This window comes from Cyclobacterium sp. (assembly GCF_014762705.1).
Lineage (GTDB): Bacteria > Bacteroidota > Bacteroidia > Cytophagales > Cyclobacteriaceae > Cyclobacterium.
The window spans coordinates 1-24,023 of sequence record NZ_JABURL010000026.1 but is presented as its reverse complement, the minus strand read 5'-3'; the positions used below and the strand labels follow the sequence as shown (position 1 = coordinate 24,023).

Sequence of the window (24,023 nt, the reverse complement as noted above, 5' to 3'; positions counted from 1 at the left end):
ATTTTCTCTGGTTTTACTTTCCAATTGATACCAGAGAAAATGAGAAACAAAATTTTCTTTTTAATGAAATACTTCATCTATATTCCTGGATTAGTTGCGATAGTCATTACGGCTTTACCTGTTATTGACACGGGTACCTGGTGGATACGCATTTTCGATTTTCCCAGGATTCAAATTACAGTTTTCGCTTTATTTATCCTGTTACTGGCCTTTTTATTTTTAAAAGACAAACCAAAAATTAAATATTCTTTTATTTCGCTTTTGCTGGCAGCCATATCCTATCAGCTGGTGATGATTGCTCCATTTACCCCCCTTTTAAAGGTAAGTGCCAAGTCGGCTTCCCTGACTGAGGGTGATAATCAATTTACCCTATTGATGAGTAATGTACGCATGGAAAATACCGATAGGGATAAGTTACTTTCTTTAATCAGGAAAAAGGAACCAGATTTGGTTTTATTAACAGAACCGAACCTGATTTGGACAAAAGCTTTAATTGAGTTGGATGAGACCTACCCCCACGCTATAAAGGAACCCCTTTCCAATACTTATGGCATGATTTTGCTATCAAAATTCCCCTTGATAAACCCAAAAGTAAATTACCTGGTAGAAAATAACATTCCTTCCTTTCACACCCAGATCAAATTACCTTCCGGAGGTATTTTTGATTTTTATGGGGTACATCCTGAACCTCCCAAACCAGGTTCTGACACTTATGAAAGAGATACTGAATTGCTTCTCATTGGCAAGAAAATCAAAAAGGATCCCAAACCTGTTATTGTTGCCGGAGATCTGAATGATGTGGGCTGGTCCCAAACATCTCATCTTTTCAGGGAATATAGCCAACTAGTAGACCCCAGAGAAGGAAGGGGCTTTTACAATACCTATAATGTGTTTATCCCCCTGATGCGCTATCCCCTGGATCATGTTTTTTATTCCAATGATTTTGGACTCGTGTCCTTTGAAAAATTGGAAGAAATAGGCTCAGATCACTTTCCCATGTGGATCGACCTAACTTTTGAGCCAGATGCCTCCGACCCGGAGGAGGTGGAAAATACTGATGCGGAAGAAAATGCCGAAGTGGAAGAAAAAATAGAAAAAGGCAAATAAGCCTCTCTATTTAATCCGTCTATTTGCTTTTTGAAATCTAATACCTTTCTAATATGTTTTAATTAAACTGATATTCGATTATAAAGCTCTTCAAATTATATGGAGGTGAATCATTTTCCGGTAGTAAGAACCAGCTTTTTTGATGCCTAATCTTTCTTGTTCATGTGAGTTCGATTTAGGAATGTTTTTAAAACAGGCTATATCTTCACCGAGAACCCTTTTTTGTGTAAACAATGGTGTGGCAGTCGGGTTTTCCATGGTTTCCACCCCATGCCCTCCTCAAAGCCTACCGATGATGTGTTTATTAAATATTAAATGTTTGAAAATTAATATGTTGAAAACCCACATCGTCATCCCTATTTATGCGTTTTTTAAAATGTTAAGTCTACCGGTAACGACATTGAATCAGTTATTTTTGATAAAAAAGAAACCCTAAAAAATCTGTTAAATAAAAAAGAGATAAATTTTAATACGAAAAGAGCGCAGGCCCGACAAAAAACCGGGGTGCGCAGGAGGCTTGTGGGAGGAAGGATTTTTTTGTCTTGATTTTTTGGTACTTTTTCATCAAGGAAAAAGTACAATATAAACAAGATAAAATACCATAAATAGCTTTCAACTCACCAATATCAATTAAACAATGAGAAGTTTATATTCCCATATAATGTAAAAAAACTATCGTCATCCCTATTTCTACATTTTTTAAAAAAGCAAATTTTCGCTGTGACAGCAATGCCCAGCCACGGTATAATAAGCAACATATAACGAATTGATTTTTAGGAGGTTATCTAAAAAATCCCCCTTACCCCTTCAAAAGGGTAATTTTGGTTTCGATCGATTTGGAAATCCGGGCTTAACTTTTCCAAAGTTCTAAACTTTGGAAAAGTTTGGAGTTACAGGTGATTTTCAGTTTTCGTAAAAAATCTCCCTCCCCCCTTGGAACCTTAGATTTGCCTATTTACCGATGACTTGTTTGTTAAAAACCTGTAAATCAATGAATTGAAAACACCAATCGTCATCCCGATTTCTGCATTTTAAAAAAGTAAATTTTCGCTGTGACAGCAATGCCCGGCCTCGGTATAATAAGTAACAAATAACGAATTGATATTTAATAGGTTATCTAAAAAATCCCCTCCCGACTTTGGTCGGGACAGGCTCTACCCCCTTCAAAAGGGGAATTTTGGTTGCGATCGATTTGGAAATCCGGGCTTAACTTTTCCAAAGTTCTAAACTTTGAGAAAGTTTGGAGTTACATTTATTTCTCATCAACCTATCTTCAAATATAAAAATTAATTATGTATATTTTGCTATTTTGCATAAAATCATCCTTTAGGTAAATGGAAAAGTTTTGGGAACACCTTTCACACGAATTTGCCTTGCCGCTGGCAAACCCTATTCTGGTATTTTCTTTAATCCTGTTTATCATACTTCTGTCTCCCATACTTTTAAGGCGATTTAATGTCCCGGGAATTATTGGTTTAATCCTGGCTGGCGTATTGGTCGGGCCCTTTGGACTGAATTTGCTGGAAAAAAATTCAGCCATTGAATTATTTTCTACTATTGGGCTACTCTATATCATGTTTATTGCCGGAATAGAATTGGACCTCAAAGAATTCAAATCCAACCGAAATGGTAGCCTCCTATTTGGTTTATTCACTTTTGCATTTCCTTTAGGAATAGGTTTTCCGGTATGTTATTATGTCCTAGGATATGATTTTAATGCCAGTTTTCTTACTGCAAGTATGTTTGCTACACATACCATGGTTGCCTATCCTATTGTAAGTGCATTGGGGATAGCCAAAAACAGAGCCGTAGCCATTACTGTAGGCGGCACCATCCTGACTGATACGGCTGTTTTGATCATATTGGCTGTTATCGTAGGGAAAAGCGAGGGAACTTTAGATTCGGGATTTTGGATGAAACTGGGCATTTCCCTTGGTATTTTTTCTACCATTGTGCTCATCCTGATGCCAAAAATAGCCAAATGGTTCTTCAAAAAGTTGGAAAGCGAAAAGCACTCCCATTATATATTTGTATTGTCCATGGTATTTTTAGCTGCATTTCTAGCCGAAATAGCCGGGGTAGAGCCTATTATTGGTGCTTTTTTAGCAGGCTTGGGCTTGAATAAATTGATACCTCATTCTTCTGCCTTAATGAACAGAATTGAATTTATCGGCAATTCCCTTTTTATTCCTTTCTTTTTAATTAGCGTGGGGATGCTGGTGGATATTACGGTAATTTTTAGCGGCCCAATGGCATTGATCATCGCCGGAACCCTTTCCCTGGTCGCCCTATTTGGTAAATGGGTTGCCGCCTGGTTTACCCAATGGATTTTGAAGTATAGCCCAAGCCAAAGGCAGTTGATTTTTGGTTTGAGCTCGGGTCATGCAGCTGCAACACTGGCCGTAATTTTGGTTGGATACAGGGCGGAAATTTTAGATGAAAACATATTAAATGGAACGATCGTTCTAATTCTAATTACCTGCCTCGTGTCTTCTTTGGTTACCGAGAGGGCTGCAAGAAAGCTAATAATTGCAACTGAGAATGATAATTCTGATTTACTGAAACTTCAAATTGAGAAGCAGGAAACCCTATTATTGCCGTTTGCCAATGTTGAGAATATTGAAAAACTCCTTGAATTCACCATTTTTATCAAAGACAAAAAATCGTTAAGGCCCATTTCAATTCTCTCTGTCGTTTCAAACAATGAAGAGGCGGAGATCAACCTTATTAAAGCAAGAAAAAAGCTGGAAGCCTTTGTGAATCATGCAGCAGCCTTCGACACGGAAGTAAATATCATCACAACGCTGGACCTTAATCCTGCCAGTGGCATATCCAGGGTATCCAGAGAAATAATGGCAGACACGATCGTTCTTGGATGGCCCAGAAAATCCGGATTGATCCAAAAGATATTTGGTCAGAAAATGGATGCCATAGTCGCCAATACTGATAGAACTATTTTTATTTGCCATTTGGAAAGCCCACTACTGCTGCACCGCAGCATTTCTGTATTTGTTCCCGAATGGGCAGAAAGAGAATTTGGGTTTACGCAGTGGTTTATGAAATTGGCCAGGCTTGCCGAAGAATTGAGTGCAAAAATCGAGTTTTTTTCCACCGGATCTACCCTTGAGGCATTGGGATTTTTAAGCCGCTCCCATATGGTAGCCGCAAGAATAAGGAACCATACAATCACTAATTGGGAATATTTCAAAAACCAATCCCAATCATTGGGGATGGATGAGTTGGTAGTCCTGATTGCTGCCAGAAAGGGATCCCCTTCCTACCACCCAATGATGGAAAATATTCCTGAAAAAATGGAGAGTCTGATTCCTGAAAATAACATCCTGATCATATATCCCAAAAAGTCGGAAACGGGACCGGATATGGAGAAGTTTGAGGGTTTATCCACGGGTCATGATCCCCTGGTAAATAAAGAACCAACAATCCATTGATTTTAAACCATTGTTGGTCAGGAGTACTTGATTTTTATTTAATAATAGGATTCAGGCTTTAAAAACGGATATACCCTAAAGGCTGGGATTTCACCAATTGACACTTTACAAGACCCCGATTTTCACAGGGTTCAACTTTCGTTTTTGATCCAAACGTCTCTTGAATTAGTTTAAAAAACGCTGCGCAAACCCTTCTTTATAAGCCCTTCCCAAGGGTATTACTTTTCCATTTTCCAAATAAATCTGGTTGCCGGTCACCTTATTGATTTTTGAGCTATTTACAATGAATGATTTATGTACCCGAATGAAAAATTTTTCATCCAGGATTTCCAACCAATTTTTCAGCGGTTCAGCTGAAAGGTATTTCTTTTCCCACAGGATAATTTCACAATAATCACCATCAGCCATCAAGTATAAGATATCCTCAAATGCAATCCTTACATGGTCGTAACCTACTTTGATAAAACATTCTTTTTTTACATCATATACCCTTGAATCCTGAGCATATTCCTGCAAGGGTACCTTGCCTACGGCTTTGACAAAACGTTGGAAGGAAAAAGGTTTCAACAGGTAATCCACCACATCCAACTCATAACTTTCAAGGGCATATTCAGGAAAAGCTGTGGTAAGAATTACCTTGGGTTTATAGGGCAAACTTTTCAACAGCTCAATTCCTGAAATTTTTGGCAGGTGTATATCCAGAAACAATAAATCAACTGGCTCCTGCTGCAAAAAGGCAAGGGCTTTTAAAGGATCATTAAAGGTGCCTGCAAGCGTACAGGAGCCCAACTCCTCCAGATACTTTTTTAAGATCCGTTGGGCAGGGGGCTGGTCTTCTACAATGATGCATTTCATGTGTTTATAATTGTTTCTTAATGGTCACATGGAATCTCGCATGCTTAATAATCATCTCAGTGTGTGACGTTCTCGTCATGCTCGATTTCATCTGTTTATTATTTATTTTTCAAATGTCATAACCTATCCTGACTTTCGGGAGCATCTTAATGCTTTACCATCATCCCACTGTGTGACATTCCTCTTATCCTCGATTTCAAGGCTTTCTAAGCTGTAGGGTTAAAGTAACCCGGTATTCAGTATCCAACTGCTTAATGGTGAGGTTATGGCTGTCTGGGTACAATAAATTCAATCTTTTACGTACATTTTCAAGCCCAATACCTTTTGGGGTATTATGGCTTTCTGGTCCCAATAGGTAATTGTTATGGCAGGTAAACTTTAGCCATCCATTTTTGTCTACCTCCAAATAAATCTTTATAACAATTTTTTCTGATTGCCCGGACTGACTGTGTTTAAAGGCATTCTCAATAAAGACCGTCAAAATCAGGGGGGCAATGTGAAAGCCGGGAGGAATATTCCCGGTCTGAAAGGATACCTCTCCCCTATCTTCTATCTGCAATTCGTATAACTGGCTGAAATTTCGAAGGTGTTCGATTTCCTTTAACAAAGGTACGGATGCTTCCCGGCATTCGTACAACATGTACCTCAGTACAGCACTCAATTCCAAAATAATTTCCGGGGTCTTGGGAGAGCCTTCAACTGAGTAGGCATACAAGTTATTCAGGTTATTGAATAAAAAATGTGGATTGATCTGCGATTTTAAAAAAGCCAGTTCACTTTCCCTGACCATAGCTTTTAATTCATCCAACTGCCGCTGCTTGAGCAATGCATCCCAGGCAAATTTAAACCCGGAAAGAATGGCCAGAATGGGCAACACCTGGCCCAAACTGAAAATTACACCTGGAAAATTGGTGCCTCTGGAATCCGGGAAAAACCAGCGTTCCAATACAGTCTCCTCTACCAAAATAACCAATGCAACCACCAAAACAGTTGCAAAAGTAAACTGAAGGTATTTTTTGGGATAAAAATACCTGGGCAGAAATACATAGCTGATCAACAAGTTTGCCCAGGTGTAATTCAGGAAAAACAGAAAGTGATAGAATTCAAAGGTATACAATACATCCGGGTGATGCCTGTCAATGGTATAAAAACTAAATACCAAAGCATGGAGAATACATTGGAATAAAAATTCTCCTTTTGCCGGATGATGCTGTAAAAAGGTACTGCGCATGGGGTAAAGTTACACATACATTGTAAAATTCCAGTTGAGATCGGGTGAACAACCTATTTAACCGGTTAAACGACAATAAAGAATTGGATTGCCGTTTGACCGATTATACCCGTCGTTTACCGATTCTTTTTTCAAATTGGCGATTTTCTGAGCAGCTTTACATCATCAAGAAACAATAATAAGGTCATGAAAAAAGTACTATCCTTTATTTTATGTATAGGACTGGGTCTGGGCATACTACAGGCACAAAATATTGAAATCAGTGGCAGGGTGGTGGAAGCCAACAGCCAGGCTCCCATCGAATTTGCTACCGTTAAACTTTTGGATGCTGAAACGGGGCAAATGATGGCCGGAACCACTACCGAAGCGGACGGAAGCCTGCTATTGATAAGCCAGGACCCTACCTTCACCCTTGAAATCAGCTTTATCGGTTTCCTGACACAAAAAATAAGCGATTACGAATTGGTAAATAACCGCCTGGAACTGGGTACCATTCTCCTCGCAGAAGACAGCGAATTAATGGATGAGGTGATCATCCGCGGAGAAAGATCTACCACAGAATTTCAGTTGGATAAAAGGGTTTTTAATGTGGGACAAGACCTGAGCAGTACTGGAGCCAGTGCCCTGGAAGTATTGAACAATGTCCCTTCTGTTACGGTGAATATCGAGGGGCAGATTCAACTGCGGGGAACTGGAGGTGTACAAATCCTGATCAATGGCAAGCCATCTGTACTCGCAAGTGATGGGGGAAATGCCCTGGGAACCATCACGGCCGATATGATCGACCGGGTAGAAGTGATTACCAATCCCTCTGCAAAATACGATGCGGAAGGTACTTCCGGAATCATCAATATCGTCATCAAAAAAGAAGAGAAAAAAGGGGTAAATGGTTCTCTTACGCTCAATACAGGAGTTCCCAATAACCATAGCCTGGGTTTTAGCCTGAACAAGCGCACCGAAAAATTCAACCTTTTCAGCCAATTGGGTGTGGGTCACCGTACCTTTCCGGAAACATTTGAAAGCATCAACAGCAATTTCAACGATCAATCCTATATCCGAAATGTAGGAGATGGAGAAAAGAATGAAACTTTTTTTAATTTGATATTGGGTACAGATTACCATATCAACGAAAGAAATGTGCTTTCGCTTACCGGTAATTTTGCCTACGAATTGGAAACCGAATATTCTACCGGAAATTTCACCTCGGAAAACAGGTCTTCAGGCCCGGTAGCTGGCTGGACAAGGCAGGAGGCTACTGAAGCCACCAACCCAAAATGGCAATACGAACTTCAATACAAGAGTGATTTTTCTGACAAAGACGACCACTACCTGCTCATTAGTGCTTTGGGAAGTTCTTTTGCCAAGGACCAAATGTCAACTTTTAACAACCTGCCCTCGTTTGGGGAAACAGCCCTGCAGGACCGGCAGCAGACGGATACGGATTTTGGCCAGGCAGAATATACCTTCAAGGCCGATTATACCCAACCACTGACAGAGGAGATCACCTTTGAAACGGGAGGGCAGTACCTGATCACGGATGTCAATAATGATTTTGCTATCCGAACTTTAGAAAATGAGGTATGGCAGGATATTCCCGAAAGAACCAATACTTTTTTCTATACCCAAAAAGTTTTGGGAATCTACAGCACCGGTGCCTATGAAGGTGAAAAGTATGGACTAAAACTTGGGTTAAGGGTAGAAAATACCGATTTAAATACGCTGCTGGAGCAAACTGATCAGGAAAACCAGCAAAATTTCACAAACCTGTTCCCCACCCTGCACAGCTCCTACAAGCTGGCTGATAATTTCTCGCTGCAAGGAGGCTATTCCAGAAGGATCTCCAGGCCACGCTTGTTTGACCTGAACCCATTTTACAATATCAGGAACAATTTCAGCATCCGAACCGGTAATCCCGACCTGCTGCCGGAACTGACAGATAGTTATGAAATTACCGGAATTCTGGACCTGGAGTTGTTTTCTTTAAGCAGTTCCGTGTATCACCGCTACATCACCCAGACAGTGGAAAACGTAACTACCTTTGAGGACAATGTTGCCATCACCATGCCTATGAATATTGGCACCAATAAAGCAACCGGAATCGAATTGAATGGAAAATACACACCCAATGACTGGTTGTCACTTAATGGTGACTTCAATTACAACTATTTCAACCGGGAAGGTACCTTCGAGGCCAGTCCTTTTGATTTTACCGCAGACCAATGGTCAGCCCGCCTGACATCCAAATTTAACCTGCCGGCAGATTTCACCCTCGAACTGATCGGGAATTACCAATCCAAATACCAGACTTTTCAGCGAACCATCAGCGGCTATGCCCTTGCGGATATCGGGTTACGAAAGAAAATCATGAAAGGAAAGACAATCCTGAACCTTAGCGTAAGGGATGCTTTTGCTTCCCGTATTTTCGAAAACCAAACCGTACAGGATAATTTTAGGCAATACGATTACAGGTTGAGGGGACGTTTCATCACTTTTGGTATCAGCTATGGTTTTGGCAAAGGGGAGGCAATGGAGTTCAGTGGACAAAAAAGGTTTTAACCTGAGTTCGACTCAATTTCGTGAAAAAACCGTCATAGGTAGGCTTAAAGAGGGTTTTGAGCGGTGAAAGCCTTGGGAATCTCTGGCCAAACGAGACTGCCACACCCTTTCCCAGCTCCTTTACCCACGACAAAAGGTTCGCAGTGGCGATTCCATTGGCTTTTATCAACAATCTTAATTTAAACTCAGTTTTAAAATAAAATGTTATTTTCTGATACTATCTATCCTATTGGAGGGTGAATAAAAAAATCCGGGATCCTATTGAACCGGATTTTTTCACTTTCGTACTGATAGGTAAAGAAAAAATACCAAAGAGCTGCAATTTTGGGCAATTACAATAAATACAATCAAATCTCCCTGAACCCAAAGTGCCGGTACCATCAACAACCATCAGTTACTTTTGATCTCAGCCAATTAACTCAGCTCCGAACATTCATTTCAGTGGTTATTAAACGATTACTGCCAGCCTCCTCCCAAAGCCCTGTAAAGATTGGCCAAAGCCTCCATCTGTGCATTTTTGGCATTGATTAATCCAATTTCTGAATTCAATGCATTCTCTCTGGCTGTAATAACCTCCAGGTAATTTCCTATGCCATTGTCAAGCAATTCCTCTGAATATTCGATGGCCACGGAATAAGCTTCAAATTCCTGCTGGATAATGCCCATCTTTTCGCGGGAAGCCTGATAAACATACAAGGCATCTGAAACTTCTTTTTCTGCATTTAACAGGGATTGCCGGAAATTCAGGTAAGCCTGTTCCTGCTGAGAAAGGGCAACTTCATACTGGGTTTTTAACGCCCTGCCATTGAATATTGGCTGGCTCAGGCCGGCAATTACATTGGCAAAAACGGAGTTCAGGCTAAACAGCTGATCCAATTCCAGGCTTTGGAGTCCGCCGGTAGCCGAAAGGGTGAGAGAGGGATACAAATTGCTTTTGGCAACATTGCTCATTTCAAAAGCATTTACCAGATTCCATTCTGCGGCCATTACATCAGGCCGGTTGCGCAATAATTGAACGGGAAAGCCAATGGATATGCTTTTTTGAAAACCCTGATCTGTCCATTTATTCCTTTCAATATCCTTGGGATCAAGGCCCAAAAGCACCGATAGGGTATTTTCAGTAAGTTTAATGTCCCTGTTAATATCCACCCTCAATGCCCTGGCTGTATGCAGTTGTGCTTCGGTCTGTTTCACACCGACTTCAGTCACAGCCCCTGAAACCTTTAATGCCTTGGTAGTTTCCAGGGCCTGCTCACGGTTTATAATCGTAGAATTAGTGACTTCGAGCTGTTCATCCAGGGCCTGGAGCCGAAAATACAGGCTAGCGATATCATTGACCAACTGCGTCTTCACTGCTTGATGAGCTGCCACTGATTGCAGGTATTCCGCTTCAAAAGCCCTTCTTTGGCTTCGGATTTTCCCCCAGATGTCAGCTTCCCAGGATAAGCCGGCGGAAACCTCAAATTGGGTGATCCCGCCATCAAAAAAAGACCCAAACTGTGAATTTCGAGACAATTCCTGGTGGTTTAGCTGCGCATTGCCATTGACAGCAGGCAATTGACCTAACTTTCCCTGCCTGAAATACGCCTGAGCAGCCAGAATCTGTTGCAGGGCGATGCGCACGTCGATGTTGTATTGCAGGCCGGTTTCTATATGGGCAACCAGTTTTGGGTCAGTAAAGATTTCTCTCCAGGAATATTCAGCCATACTTAAGCTATCAGCAGGCAAAAGGTCCGTTCTGAAATAGGCTTCGTCGACGACCTCCTTCGGTTGTTGGTAATCTTTTGCCACAAAGCAAGATGGCAGCACCAGGAATACTAAAGGAAGGTAAAGAAAATTTTTATATGACATGAATATTAGGCATTTACGGGATCTTCAATTTCTTTTTTGGAAGAGATTTTTTCCTGAAGCCATTGAAACAAAATATAAAGCAAGGGAATAACAAAAACTCCGATCAGAGTGCCTACCAACAGCCCCCCAACAGCCCCTGTTCCGATAGAACGGTTTCCGGCAGCTCCAATTCCTCCGGCAAAAACCAGGGGCAAGAGTCCTATAATAAAAGCAAAGGAGGTCATCAAAATCGGCCTTAACCTTACCCTGGCGCCTTCAAAGGCCGCTTCTGAAATTGTCAACCCAGCTGCTCTCCGCTGCATGGCAAATTCTACAATCAGAATGGCGTTTTTGGCCAATAGCCCCAAAAGCATTACCAGGGCAATCTGGAAATAAATATTGGCTTCCAATCCGGCAAAATAGGTGGTAAGGTAAGCACCCATCACTCCAACAGGAAGTGAAAACAAGACCGCCAATGGGATCAGATAACTTTCATATTGGGCTGCCAAAATAAAATATACGAAAAGCACACTGAGCAAAATGATCAGGACTGTCTGGTTACTTGCATCTATTTCTTCCCGGGTCAATCCGGAATAATCCACCATAAAATTATTGGGCAGGGCAGTTGCATTGACTTCCTGAACAGCTTTGATGGCATCTCCGGAGGAATAACCAGGGGCTGCCGAACCGTTGATCGAAACAGAATTGAACAGGTTAAAGCGTGTTACTGCCTGTGGTCCATAGGACCTGTTCAACTCAATAAATTCCGTAATCGGAGCCATTTCCCCATTGGCATTTCTCACAAACAGGGAGTTAAGGTCCTTTTTTTCAGCCCTGTCCTCCGGCAAAGCCTGAATGTATACCCTGTATTGTTTGCCAAATCTGGAGAAATCCGCAGCATATTGGCTTCCGATATACCCCTGTAGGGTACCCAAAACATGGCTTACATTGATCCCCGCTTCCTTTATTTTAGGAATATTCAATTCCAGTTCATACTGGGGATAGCTTGTGCTGAAAGCACTTTGGGCAAACTGGATTTCAGGCCTTTCCATCAAACTGGCCATGTAGGCATTGGCCTGTTCGTCCAAATCCTCAAAACTTCCCCCGGTCTGGTCCAGAAATTTGAGTTCAAACCCTGAAGAAACTCCAAAACCGGGAATACTTGGTGGTGAGAAAAACAGGATTTCCGCTCCTGGAATTTTTGCTGCTACACCAAACATTTTGGCAATAATGGCCCCTGAAGACAACGAATCTTCCTCCCTTTCCTCCCAGGGATCAAGCTTGATTATCCCTAATCCAAAATTACTTCCTGCTCCTGAGATCAGGCTGAAGCCATTGACCATTGACCCGCCCATTACTCCTGGGATTTGATCCAGTCCTTCCATGAGCTCATCGGTTGTGGATACGGTCCTGTCCAGGGAAGCACCTTCAGGCAATTCTATATTGGCAAATATCATTCCCCGGTCCTCATCAGGAACAAATCCGGTAGGCGTATTTTGGGCAGCCCAGAAAATGGCACCTATTGCACCTAAAATCACCAGACCTGTAATCCACTTATGCCTGAAAAGAAATTTCAGGGAGCGGACATATTTGTTGGTGGTGACTTCAAAGGCCTGGTTAAATCCATTGAAAAACCTCTTGAGAAAACCAATCTTCCTATCCGACTTTTGGTGATGAGGTTTGAGGAAAATGGCACAGAGGGCCGGACTTAAAGTCAGTGCGTTGATGGCAGAAATACCAATGGCCACAATCAGTGTTACCCCAAACTGTTCGTAGAAAACACCTGTGGGCCCGGTTATAAAAGTTACCGGAATAAATACCGCTCCCATGACCAGGGTAATGGAAATGATGGCACCTGTAATTTCTTCCATGGCTTTATGGGTAGCTTTGCGGGCACTTTTAGCGCCTTCCTCCATTTTGGCATGTACCGCCTCTACTACCACAATCGCATCATCCACCACAATACCTATGGCTAAAACGAGTGCGAATAGTGTCAGAAGGTTGATGGAATACCCAAACAAATTGAGGAAAAAGAAGGTACCAATAATGGAAACCGGCACAGAAATGGCCGGAATAAGCGTGGATCTGAAATCCTGAAGGAAAATAAATACAACCAGAAAAACCAGCAAAAATGCCTCTACCAGGGTAATCACTACTTTTGCAATGGAGGCATTTAGAAAATCATTGGTATCAAAATTGATAAACAGGGAAAGACCTGATGGAAAACGTGGTTCCATTTCACTAAGGGAGGCCTTGACGTTATTGATGATTTCCTGGGCATTGGATCCGGGCGTTTGGTACACGGCCATACTTACCCCCGGATTTCCATTGGTAAAGGACATGACAGAATAGGCTTCCGCATCCATTTCGATTTTTGCTACATCACTTAAACGGAGAAACTGTCCATTTCCCAGGGCCTTAATGACAATGTCTTCGTACTGACTTTCATTTTTATACCGGCCACCGTATTTGATCACATATTCAAAGGATTCCGCATTGTTTTGTCCCAGGGATCCAGCGGCTGCTTCCAGGCTTTGTTCATTAATAGCAGCAGTGACATCTGCAGGCATTAAATCATAAGCAGCCAGTTTCTCAGGCTGTAGCCAGATACGCATGGCATAATTCTTGGCACCAAAAACAGTCACATCCCCTACCCCTTCAATCCTTTTAAGAGCTGGTATCACATTGATATTTAAGTAGTTTTGGATGAAAGTAGCGTCATATTCGGGATTATCCGAAACCAGGGTGAAAAACATCAGGGAACTGGTTTGCTGTTTTTGGGTGATGACCCCGGCTTGTACTACTTCCCTGGGCAATAATGGATTGGCTCTGGCCACCCTGTTCTGCACATTTACCGCTGCTATATCGGGATCCACGCCCTGGTTAAAAAATACCTGAATATTGGCTGTACCGTCATTGCTGGCAGTGGAGGTGATATAATCCATATCTTCCACACCATTGACTTGCTCTTCTATGGGAATAATCACGCTTTCCAATACGGTCTCGGCATTGGCTCCCGGAAAGTTTGTCCTGATGCTTACGGTAGGTGGGGCAATATCCGGATATTGACTAACCGGCAAAGCCAAAAGCCCCAGCACACCCAATATCACAATCAAAATGGATACTACAGTAGAAAGGACCGGTTTATCAATAAATTGCTTTAACATAACGATTTACTTAAATGCTATTTTTAATTTTTGAGCCAAACTGTCAAAACCCACTATTTCAGGTTTAATCCTGGTCTGCTCACGTAGTTTTCCGGCTCCTTCATATACAATGCGATCCCCTGATTTTACCCCATCTTCCACTATCAGCAGCTGATCCACTCTGGCCAGGACTTTAATGAGTTCCCTGTGTACTATAGAATCATTTCCTACGCGATAAACATAGGTTTTACCCTGTTGCTCATAAGTTGAGATTTCGGTAATCACAGGAAGGTTTTCATAAACTTTTGGAATACGGATCATGCCACTGTTCCCGTGGGCCAAAAGGCGGTTGGGATTAGGAAATGTAGCCCGGAAATTTACTGTTCCGGTTGTTGGGTTTACTTGTCCGGTAACCGTTTTAATTTTTCCTTTATGATCGTAAATTTTTCCGTTCACCAACTCGAGCTCCACTTCCGGCATATGTTCCAACTTCTCGTCTAACGTTTCTCCCTTTGTCACCTGGAGCATGTTCAGGTAATCCTTTTCATTCATAGAAAAGAAAGCAAACATATTTTCCACCTGGGAAACGGTCGTTAAGGGAGTAGGGTCTGAGGGACTGACCAATGCGCCCTGACGAAAAGGTATGGCACCCACATAACCTTCAACGGGGCTTTTTATGGTCGCATAGTCAATATTGGCTGCGATGCTGTTATAAGCTGCCTGGGCCTGTGCCAATCGGGCTTTTGCAGTTTCAAGTTGGACATTACCGATGATGCCCTTTTCTACCAGTGGTTTGAGCTTATCCACTTCCACTTGTGCAGCATCTGCATTGGCTTTTGCAGCATCTGCATCTTCATTCAATGCCTGCGTTTCCAGTTTAAAAAGTGTTTGGTTCTTTTTCACTGCCTGCCCTTCATCCACCAACACCTCTGTGATGTATCCTGCTACTTTGGCCCTTACCGCACTGCTCACCATTCCTTCTATGCTCACAGGGTAGCTTTCATATCCAGTCACTGTTTTTAAGGGTACTTCAAAAACCGGAAATGAAGGTACCGGGTTAGGCTTGGAATCTTCACTTTTGCCTTCTGAACAAGATTGATATAGAACTAAAATACCAATTAGGTAAACAAAAATATGGTTTTTCATAAACGGGGATATTTACAAATTTTAAATGATTGCAGGGATCTGATTACCCGGCGGAAAGCGTTGTCCAAAGTTTGGAGACCAGGAGTTTCCTGTCTTCCATGTCAAATGCGATGGATCCGAAAATTTTTATTTTCGCCGCCAGGATCACACTTCCCATATAAAGGGCCACATATAGCTCCGGCTTGGCCTCTTTTAAATGACCTTCATCGACACCTTCTTTAAGAAATTGAAAAAAACCTCCTCTAAAATGGTGAGGACTCCTTTCCTGGTTATAGGGTGAATTGATGTATTGTTCAAAAAACACCAATACCTTGGGGTGGGCAGTATAAAACTCATACAGGCTAAGCCATCTTTTATAAAACCTTTCTTTGAAAGGCTGCTGTTCATCCAATTCAGCCAGGACCCAATTTTCTACCTGTCCTTTGCAATAGATATAGAGTTCTTTTAATAACTCATCTTTACTGGTGAAATAATGGTAGATGGTACCTGCGGCTACCCCTGCTTCTTTTGCAAGAAGGCTCATGGAGGCACCATGAAATCCATAGGCTTCTACAAGGTCCAGCATGCTTTCGTATATGGCCCTTTTCTTTTCTGAAATTCCCATAGATTCTTTCATTTTCTTGATCGAACGTTCATTCGGGTGCAAAAGTAGGAAAACATCGAATTGAAACCAAGCCCTTAAAAAGAAGTGTGGTGTTAAAATGAATTAAAACTATTGGTTTGATAAAAACCCATCTCGTATAAGTCTTTAAACCAAAGATTACCATTTATACAAATAAGGATTAAATTTTAAAGACTACCGGTTAAATTGCGTTTTCAGATTAGTTTTTTACCATATTTTCAGAAATTTGATACCTTTAAATGACAATGCAGTCCAATAGTATCCACACCAAAAATAAAATAGAGCAGGGTCTGATCCTTAAGGTTTCAAAAATGAAACCGGTGATCAAACCCACCAAACCACACCGGCATGAAGGATATCACGAACTGATCTACCTGTCTAAAGGTTCCGGGCAGCATACTGTTGGAGACCTGGTCCATGAAGTACAACCGCCGATGGGATACTACCTGAGTCTGGGCCAGGTACACTGCTGGGATTTTTCAAGAATTCCGGAAGGATATGTTGTTCTTTTCAAAGAAGAAGTCCTGACTGCATATCCCAAAGCACTGTCCAGCCTTTACATTTTAAAAGAGACTTTCCAACTACCCGAAGAAAATTCATCCATATTCCATTTGTTGGAAGTTTTTTATGCTGATTACAAAAATGAAGTAGCTTCAGACCTATTAGCAGCGCATTTGAACACCCTCATTTTAAAAACCCTACATATTCCACTACCAGAGCATTCCATTCATCCCAATGTATTGGATGAATTTGTCCGGTTTAAGAAATTGGTACAGGAAAATTACCTGCACATGAAAACCGCGGAAAATTATGCTGAAGCCATGCATGTCAGTATCCGTAAATTAAACCAGATCTGCCGTACCGCAACGGGAGCCAATGCCATAGATTTGATCCGTGAAAGATTGCTCATCGAATCCAAAAATTTGCTCAGTCATACGGGAATTCCGGTAGCTGAGGTCGCCTACCAGCTGAATTTTTCCGATGCCTCCAATTTTATCAAATTTTTTAAATCCCAAACCACGCTGACCCCAACAGAATACAGAGCAAAACTTTAAAGTAAGAATTTACCATTATTGTCAAAAATATACCATCAAAATACAAGGATTCAAGACTTACTTTGCAAACAAAATATAGTCTTGATGAAAATTCTATTAATCTGCCTTTTCCAACTTATCCTCTGTTACCCCACTTTTGCACAAAATTCTATTCAAGGAACACTTGCGGATGCAAATGAAAACACGCCTATTGAATATGGGAGTGTGGGCCTGTACTCCTCTTCTGATTCCAGCCTGGTATCAGGAGCTGTAAGTGAACCTGATGGAAAATTTGAACTAAGCGACATCAAACCTGGTCAGTATTACCTGGTTATTCAATTTATGGGTTATAACTCCTTTACCAAAGAGGACCTAACATTTACCAGAGGGCAGTCGCTGGATCTGGGTATGGTTGAATTGGCACCCAACGAGCAATTGTTGGAAATGGTCGAAGTTTCGGGATCAAGGTTTACCACCATGCATCAGATAGACCGACAGGTATTCGAATCCGGAGAATTTATCTCTGGCCAGGGTGGAAACGCCATCGACCTCATTAGGAACCTTCCCTCAGTAAGCATCAATGCAGAGGGGGAATTGTCCGTCAGGGGATCCACGGGCTTTGTGATCATGATCAATGGAAAACCTTTGCAATCAGACCCTTCGGTAATCCTGGGCCAATTGCCCGCCAATGCCATCAAGAATATAGAAGTGGTAACTGCCCCCTCTGCAAAATACGATCCTGAAGGAAAAGCCGGCATCATCAACATCACCACGGAAAAAGGAGCCACTGATGGTAATTTTATACAGTTCAATATCAGAATTGGAGCACCCAGCATACAGGATTACGATAACAAGGAAAAACCACAACGATATGGAGCTGATTTTACCCTTAATCACCGGAAAGGCGATTGGGACCTTTCCCTGGGCGCAAGCTTTCTAAGGAATGATATAAACGGGCGAAGGGAAGGCGATGTTTACACCATCCGGGGTGATACCACCACCCGGTTTCCTTCTGATGGAGAACGGGGATTCGATGAAGGAGCTTATTCCGGACGGTTTACTGTAGCCTATACGCCAGATGCCAACAACGAGTTTAGCCTCGGGTTTTATGGAGGTATACGGAGTAAGGATAGAACCGCAGATATTGTCTATTACGACAACCATGCCAGCATTGGAGAGGAGCGGCTGTACACCATGCAATATTACAATGAAAACTTGCGTATCAGGAGCAGTGATTTTGCCTTGGGAAGTTTTGATTATGCCCATACTTTTGACAATAAGTCCAGCATCTCCAGTTCTTTTTTGTATGAATATACCCTGCTGGGCGGCCCTACTACAAACAGAAACCTGGGTTATCCCAATACCAATCTGGTGTATCAAGACGAATACAATACCAATGACAATCCCTTACACGGCATGCGCTGGCAGGTGGATTACCAATCAAAGCCTACAAAATGGGGAATAGTGGAAGCCGGATACCAGTTCCGTAACCTGGATCATCAGGGAGATTTTGTTTACGAGAGAAAAAACAATGAAACGGGAGTATTTGAACTGGTTCCGGAATTTTCCTCCAATGTGGAATTGACCCGGGTGATTCATTCCGGGTATGGTCAATTGTCAGGACAAAAAGACAGCTGGGATTATTCCATAGGCTTGCGGATGGAATACATGGACAGGGAATTATTGCTACAGGATAAGGCCAATACAGTAGATACCACCTACATGTATGATTTTTTCCTGCCTTACCCCACAGCAAGTTTTCAATACACATTGGATAAGGAAACAAGGTTGAAAGGAGCCTACAGCCGAAGGGTAGAACGCACTACTACCTTTAAAATGAACCCATTTCCAGAAAGGGAGCATTCGGAAACCCTGGAACAGGGAGACCCTACCCTGCTTCCGGAATTTATTGACCTGGTAGAGACCGGTTTGGTGCGGGACTTTGGAGAAAACAGCCTTTACGCCACTGCCTATTACCGCCACGTGAAAAACCTTGTCAACAGGGTCAATACGGTTTACAATGACACCATTTTGAACCGGATTTATTCCAATGTGGGCAATGGAAGATCCATAGGAATGGAATTGGGACTGGAACTTAATCCCAGCAGCAAATGGAAGGTTTTTGCCGGTGGAAACCTATACAGGTACAGGATCCAGGGCAGTTTTGACAACAGACCCATTAACAATGCGGCCTGGGTTTACTCCATCAATGCCAATACAAGTTTTGATTTCTCCCCTACCTTTAGTGCCCAATGGTCAGTAAACTACCTTTCCAGGCGCATTACTGCACAAGGAGAAGATTCGGATTTCTTATCCCCCAATCTGGTATTGAAAAAGACATTTATGGACGACAGGCTTAGTGCCAGCCTGCAGTGGCTGAATATGGACATGGGCCTGTTGGATACCAATGAACAACGGATCAGTGCCTGGAGGGAAGATGAGTTTTATACCACCACGAATTATGTGCTGGAAGTGGACATGGTGATCTTAAACCTCAGTTACACCCTCAATCCTTCCCGCAATAAATCCCGCTTTATCAAAAGCGAATTCGGGGAAAAGGAATTTTAACCCAATAATTCGTACAGTACTTGGTCGAAATCAGGTTATTGCTTCAACATTTGACCCAAACGCTTTAATTGTAGATCCAGACCATCGGACCAGGGCAGTCCGTAATTCAAACGCATGCAGTGGTAAAACTGGTTTTGGAGTGTAAACATCCTGCCCGGTGCAATGCTGATTCCCTGGGAAAGGGCCTGATCAAAAAATTTACCAGTATCTTTTCCTTTTTCCAATTCAACCCATAAGACAAATCCCCCCTGAGGTCGGCTTACCTTGGTTCCCTCAGGAAAATAGTCACTAATTGCCCGGATAAATTGAAGGGAATTGGCATACAGCTTTTTCCGCATTTGTGCCAGGTGCTTTTCATAGCGGCCAGTCTCCAAAAAATGGCCAATGGCTTCCTGTGTCAATGTGGTGCCCGATACAGAATGAAAAAGCTTCAACTTTAAGATATCCTTTAGGTACTTACCGGGTGCCATCCATCCTACCCGGTAACCCGGTGCAAGGGTTTTGGAAACGGAGCCACACCACAATACCATACCTTCCTCGTCAAAAGCCTTGCAAGGTTTGGGTCGGTTTGGTCCAAAATAAACATCCCCATACAAATCATTCTCAATTAAGGGAATCCCATGTTTGCCCAGTAGCTTTACCATGGCTTTCTTGTTTTCTTCAGGCATGCAACTGCCCAGTGGATTGTTGAAATTACTGACCAATAGACAGATATCAATTTCACCTATACGGGCTTTTACATCATCGGGATCAACCCCGGTTACAGGATGGGTAGGGAGTTCGATCACCTTTAGTCCCATGTTTTTGGCCAACTGAAGGATACCAAAATATACCGGGCTTTCTACGGCAATCCTGTCCCCCGGTTTGGTCAATGCCATAAATGCCAGGGAAATGGCATGCATGGCCCCCGAAGTGCTCACCAGGTCACCAATCCCCAAATTTCCTGCCCAGGTAAAGGACCACTTTGCCACATTTTTTCGCAATAGGAAATTCCCTTGTATATCATCATATCCCGTTCCTCCGGAAGATAGGGTTTGACTGGCCTTATGGAGGCATTTATTCAATCTTGCTACCGGGAAAAAGGATTCGTCTGGTACACTAAGAGACAATTGAGTGATTTCCTTATTGACAAAATTTCTAAAAACTTTGCCTATCAAGCCATCATCCGCCTGTTCTTTTGGATTGTTACTGGGATTGCTTGCCTGAGGGACGGGTAAACGCAAATCTGCTTTTTCACAAACAAAAAATCCCGCTTGCGGTCTGGATACTATACAAGACCTGCTTTCCAATACCAAATAGGCCTGAATGACGGTATTTATACTTACCCCATACTCCTTGCTCACGGTACGAATGGAAGGCATCTTATCCCCTACTTTCAAGCTGCCCTTTTGAATAAGCCGTTCAAAATTGCTCGCCAACTCCTGATACAATGTCATTATTTGCCTGGTTAACTGTACCCTTCAAAATTAAATAAATTGTATCTGTAACCAATCATTATTCCTTCGTTAATTTGATATTTGAATCTGATTTACCGGATAAAAGCGCAATTCACTTACTCCAGGAGCATTGTCTATGAATTTGGAAGTTTTAAAATACCCCTTAGGAAGATTTCAGGTCCCGGAAACTGTAGCGACTGACATAGTGAAACAGGCCATACAGCGGATTGAACATTTTCCGAAGGAACTACAAACGGCTGCATCCAATTTACCGGAAGAAATGCTTGAAAGTAAATACCGGCCGGCTGGATGGTCCATCCGGCAATTGGTGCATCACCTGGCTGATAGCCACATGAACGCTTACATGCGCTTTAAATTGGCATTGACGGAGGAAAAGCCTGTAATTAAACCCTACAAGGAAGATCTTTGGGCAAAGCTTGCAGACAGTAAACTTGGAATTGAAAATTCCGTTCAAATACTGGTAGGAATCCACGAAAAATGGGTTTTTCTAATGCAAAACATGAGCGAGGGAGAATGGAACCGTTGTTTTTTTCATCCGGAGCAAAGTAAATTCATACCTTTGAATGTCAGTGCCTTGCTGTATGCGTGGCACGGGAAGCATCATTTGGCCCACATTAGTCAGGCAAAAAAAGTAGAAGATTAACCAATTATTAAGACATATCATGAACCAAACTGAAACCCGAAGACCCGATTTTGATTTTGAAAACTTCACTTTTGGGGTTCAATCCACCGACAGAATGCTTATGGCCGCATATAAACAAGGGGAATGGTCGGATTACCGCATTGCACCGGTGCAATCCGTATCCTTATCTCCATTGGCCATGTGCTTCCATTATGGACAGACAGTTTTTGAAGGCCTGAAAGCCTTTCGAATGACAGACGGCAAAATAAATGTATTCCGAATGGAAAGCCATTGGAAAAGAATGAACCGTTCTCTGGAAAGAATGGCAATGCCTCCCCTGCCCCGCAACCTTTTCATGGATGGTATTTTGGAACTTCTTAAAATGGAATCGGATTGGGTAATCGATGATCCGGACTATTCCCTATATATACGCCCATTTGTTATCGCTACCGAAAGTAAATTGGGTGTAGATGCGTCACAAGAATATTTATTCATGGTAGTGTTATCCCCCATGCGGGCATATTACAATAAGCCGCTAAAAGTAAAAGTAGAGACTGAATACATACGCTCTGCCAGAGGCGGAGCCGGTGCGGCAAAAAATGGAGGTAATTATGGGGCCTCCCTGCTACCCCAAATCAATGCGAAAAAGGAAGGTTTTGATCAGATCATCTGGCTGGATGCTCAGGAAAAAAAATATATTGAGGAATCCGGAACCATGAATATTTTATTCCTGCTTAGTGGTGAAACCCTTCTTACCCCATCCCTAAGCGATAGTATACTGGATGGAATTACCCGTGATTCTTTACTGAAATTGGCCAGGGAAGAGGGTTTTACGGTGGAAGAAAGGCCAGTGGCCATAGAAGAAATCATCCAGCGGATTGAAAATGGGGAACGTGTGGAAGCTTTTGGGGCCGGAACAGCCGCTGTAATCTCACCCATAGAAACCATTAGTTTCAAGGGCAAAGCCTTTGCCACCTACCTTGAAGCAGATGCTGGTATGTACCGCCTTAAAAATAAATTGTCATCCATAAGAAAAGGGCTCAATCCGGATACCTATGGCTGGAACCAACTACTGGATGCCTGAATGAAGCAATGAGGGGAAATTAATGTAGCAGATTCACAGTAAGCAAATATTCGAAATCAGGCAGTGCAGTGCTGTGCAAAAAGTTTGTCTATACGTTCTCTATGGCAAGAAACCAGCATTCAATAAACTTGAATAAGGTTCAGTTTCTTTGAAAGATTTACCAGTCCTTTCCCCGGTACTTCTTTTTTTCTGCCTGAATTTTTTTGGCTTTGATTCTTTTTTCAATGGCTCCCTTTCCGGGTCGGGTAGCCTTTCGCACCTTTCTTTTTTGAAAAGCTGCATTAAGCATCTCATAGAATTTACGGATGGCAATGCTCTTATTCTGAAGTTGTGATCTTTTTTCCTGAGTTTGAATAATCAGATCGCCGGTATTATCCAATTTATGCGCCCATTTTTTCATCAGTATGTCCTTTTCACTTTCATCCAATAGCTGGGAATCAGGAATATTGAATCTCAATATAATCTTTGAATTCACCTTATTGACGTTTTGTCCACCCGGGCCGCTGCTTCGGGCAGCCTGAAAGGAAAGCTCCTGATTTAAAAACTGTTCTTTTATTTTATGAAATATTGACATTTCTCAGGGAATTGAATTTCTAGTTAGACCCTTGTGCAATGGTTTTACCCTCAAAGAAGTTCCCCGTACATCAACGGAAATAAAACATTCCAGCTGTTTACCGATGACGAATTCTTTCGTCACTGCGAAGGTGGGTTTCCGAATAATAAAAAGTATTGACAACATTACTCGCACCCGCGGCAGTCTCAACGAATACGTAGGCGAATTTCCGGTCTTCCTGTCTTTTTCGATGGACTTATGTTCACTCTCTGGTTCAGATTGCTCCTTTTTCAGGCTGAGCCTGCCGAAGCCCGGCAGGCTCAGGGACCAGAAGCGCTGAGGTTCGCAATGACGAGTTTCCCAAATAATCGAAATTCAATAAGTTAAAAACACCCCTCATCATCCTGATTTCTACGTTTTTTAAAAAGTAATTCTACCGATGACCTATTTATCAAATCGCTGAAATTTAACTTATTAAAAATACACATCGTCACCACGGTTTCTGTTTTTTTAAAAAAGTTAATTTTCGCTGTGACAGTAAAGCCCGGTATCTGTAAAGAATTTAAGATAAGTAACAATTAACGAATTGATATTTTAAGATGTTACCGAAAAAATCCCCCTTTCCCCCTTAAAAAGGGGGATTTGCCTATTTACCGATAACGGAGCTAAAACTGATTTATATTAGGTGTTATTTGTGAAAAAATTTAAAAAAAAGAAGCACTCTAAATTAAATACGAAAAGCGCACTGGCCTGAAAAAAAACC

At 42.1% G+C, this 24,023-nt stretch carries 15 protein-coding genes; 7 read left to right on the top strand and 8 right to left on the bottom strand.

Annotated elements, in window-relative coordinates; all coding sequences use genetic code 11:
* Positions 1 to 63 precede the first annotated feature (63 nt).
* Positions 64 to 1,107, top strand: a complete 1,044-nt coding sequence (locus tag HUJ21_RS04215) for an endonuclease/exonuclease/phosphatase family protein (protein ID WP_291367608.1) — start codon at positions 64 to 66, stop codon at positions 1,105 to 1,107.
* 1,334 nt (positions 1,108 to 2,441) lie between these two features.
* Positions 2,442 to 4,556, top strand: a complete 2,115-nt coding sequence (locus tag HUJ21_RS04210; protein ID WP_291367606.1) for a cation:proton antiporter — start codon at positions 2,442 to 2,444, stop codon at positions 4,554 to 4,556.
* 165 nt (positions 4,557 to 4,721) lie between these two features.
* Here the strand turns inward: HUJ21_RS04210 and HUJ21_RS04205 are convergent, their stop codons facing one another.
* Both HUJ21_RS04205 and HUJ21_RS04200 read right to left on the bottom strand, forming a co-directional pair.
* On the bottom strand, positions 4,722 to 5,411 hold the full coding sequence (locus HUJ21_RS04205; RefSeq protein WP_291367605.1) for a LytTR family DNA-binding domain-containing protein: 690 nt from the start codon (positions 5,409 to 5,411) through the stop codon (positions 4,722 to 4,724).
* A gap of 196 nt (positions 5,412 to 5,607) precedes the next feature.
* The gene (locus tag HUJ21_RS04200; RefSeq protein WP_291367603.1) at positions 5,608 to 6,642 is read right to left on the bottom strand and encodes a histidine kinase; all 1,035 of its coding nucleotides are present in this window, start codon (positions 6,640 to 6,642) and stop codon (positions 5,608 to 5,610) included.
* A 186-nt stretch (positions 6,643 to 6,828) separates the two neighbouring features.
* Here HUJ21_RS04200 and HUJ21_RS04195 point away from each other — a divergent pair, with 186 nt between their 5' ends.
* Positions 6,829 to 9,198, top strand: a complete 2,370-nt coding sequence (locus HUJ21_RS04195; RefSeq protein WP_291367601.1) for an outer membrane beta-barrel family protein — start codon at positions 6,829 to 6,831, stop codon at positions 9,196 to 9,198.
* Positions 9,199 to 9,654: 456 nt separating this feature from the next.
* Here HUJ21_RS04195 and HUJ21_RS04190 read toward each other — a convergent pair whose 3' ends face one another.
* Genes HUJ21_RS04190 through HUJ21_RS04175 form a run of 4 tightly spaced genes read right to left on the bottom strand, consistent with a single transcriptional unit; the run spans position 9,655 to position 15,936 of the window.
* Positions 9,655 to 11,049 (bottom strand): efflux transporter outer membrane subunit, encoded by a 1,395-nt coding sequence (locus HUJ21_RS04190; protein ID WP_291367599.1) that lies wholly within the window; start codon positions 11,047 to 11,049, stop codon positions 9,655 to 9,657.
* A 5-nt stretch (positions 11,050 to 11,054) separates the two neighbouring features.
* Complete coding sequence (locus tag HUJ21_RS04185) at positions 11,055 to 14,195, bottom strand: efflux RND transporter permease subunit (RefSeq protein WP_291367597.1); 3,141 nt, start codon at positions 14,193 to 14,195, stop codon at positions 11,055 to 11,057.
* Between the two features lie 6 nt (positions 14,196 to 14,201).
* Positions 14,202 to 15,320: an efflux RND transporter periplasmic adaptor subunit gene (locus HUJ21_RS04180; RefSeq protein WP_291367595.1), complete on the bottom strand. Its 1,119-nt coding sequence runs from the start codon at positions 15,318 to 15,320 to the stop codon at positions 14,202 to 14,204.
* Between the two features lie 43 nt (positions 15,321 to 15,363).
* Positions 15,364 to 15,936, bottom strand: a complete 573-nt coding sequence (locus HUJ21_RS04175) for a TetR/AcrR family transcriptional regulator (RefSeq protein ID WP_291367593.1) — start codon at positions 15,934 to 15,936, stop codon at positions 15,364 to 15,366.
* A 251-nt stretch (positions 15,937 to 16,187) separates the two neighbouring features.
* Between HUJ21_RS04175 and HUJ21_RS04170 the strand changes: the two genes are divergently transcribed.
* Together HUJ21_RS04170 and HUJ21_RS04165 are read left to right on the top strand one after the other, a co-directional pair.
* Positions 16,188 to 16,997, top strand: coding sequence for a helix-turn-helix transcriptional regulator (locus HUJ21_RS04170; RefSeq protein ID WP_291367591.1), 810 nt, complete (start codon positions 16,188 to 16,190; stop codon positions 16,995 to 16,997).
* 84 nt (positions 16,998 to 17,081) lie between these two features.
* On the top strand, positions 17,082 to 19,544 hold the full coding sequence (locus HUJ21_RS04165) for an outer membrane beta-barrel family protein (RefSeq protein ID WP_291367589.1): 2,463 nt from the start codon (positions 17,082 to 17,084) through the stop codon (positions 19,542 to 19,544).
* A 35-nt stretch (positions 19,545 to 19,579) separates the two neighbouring features.
* Here HUJ21_RS04165 and HUJ21_RS04160 read toward each other — a convergent pair whose 3' ends face one another.
* Positions 19,580 to 20,980: a PLP-dependent aminotransferase family protein gene (locus HUJ21_RS04160; RefSeq protein ID WP_291367586.1), complete on the bottom strand. Its 1,401-nt coding sequence runs from the start codon at positions 20,978 to 20,980 to the stop codon at positions 19,580 to 19,582.
* Positions 20,981 to 21,116: 136 nt separating this feature from the next.
* Here HUJ21_RS04160 and HUJ21_RS04155 point away from each other — a divergent pair, with 136 nt between their 5' ends.
* Together HUJ21_RS04155 and HUJ21_RS04150 are read left to right on the top strand one after the other, a co-directional pair.
* Positions 21,117 to 21,644, top strand: coding sequence for a YfiT family bacillithiol transferase (locus HUJ21_RS04155; protein ID WP_291367584.1), 528 nt, complete (start codon positions 21,117 to 21,119; stop codon positions 21,642 to 21,644).
* Between the two features lie 19 nt (positions 21,645 to 21,663).
* On the top strand, positions 21,664 to 22,707 hold the full coding sequence (locus HUJ21_RS04150) for a branched-chain amino acid aminotransferase (RefSeq protein WP_291367582.1): 1,044 nt from the start codon (positions 21,664 to 21,666) through the stop codon (positions 22,705 to 22,707).
* A gap of 157 nt (positions 22,708 to 22,864) precedes the next feature.
* Here HUJ21_RS04150 and arfB read toward each other — a convergent pair whose 3' ends face one another.
* Positions 22,865 to 23,281, bottom strand: coding sequence for an alternative ribosome rescue aminoacyl-tRNA hydrolase ArfB (gene arfB, locus HUJ21_RS04145; protein ID WP_291367580.1), 417 nt, complete (start codon positions 23,279 to 23,281; stop codon positions 22,865 to 22,867).
* Positions 23,282 to 24,023 lie beyond the last annotated feature (742 nt).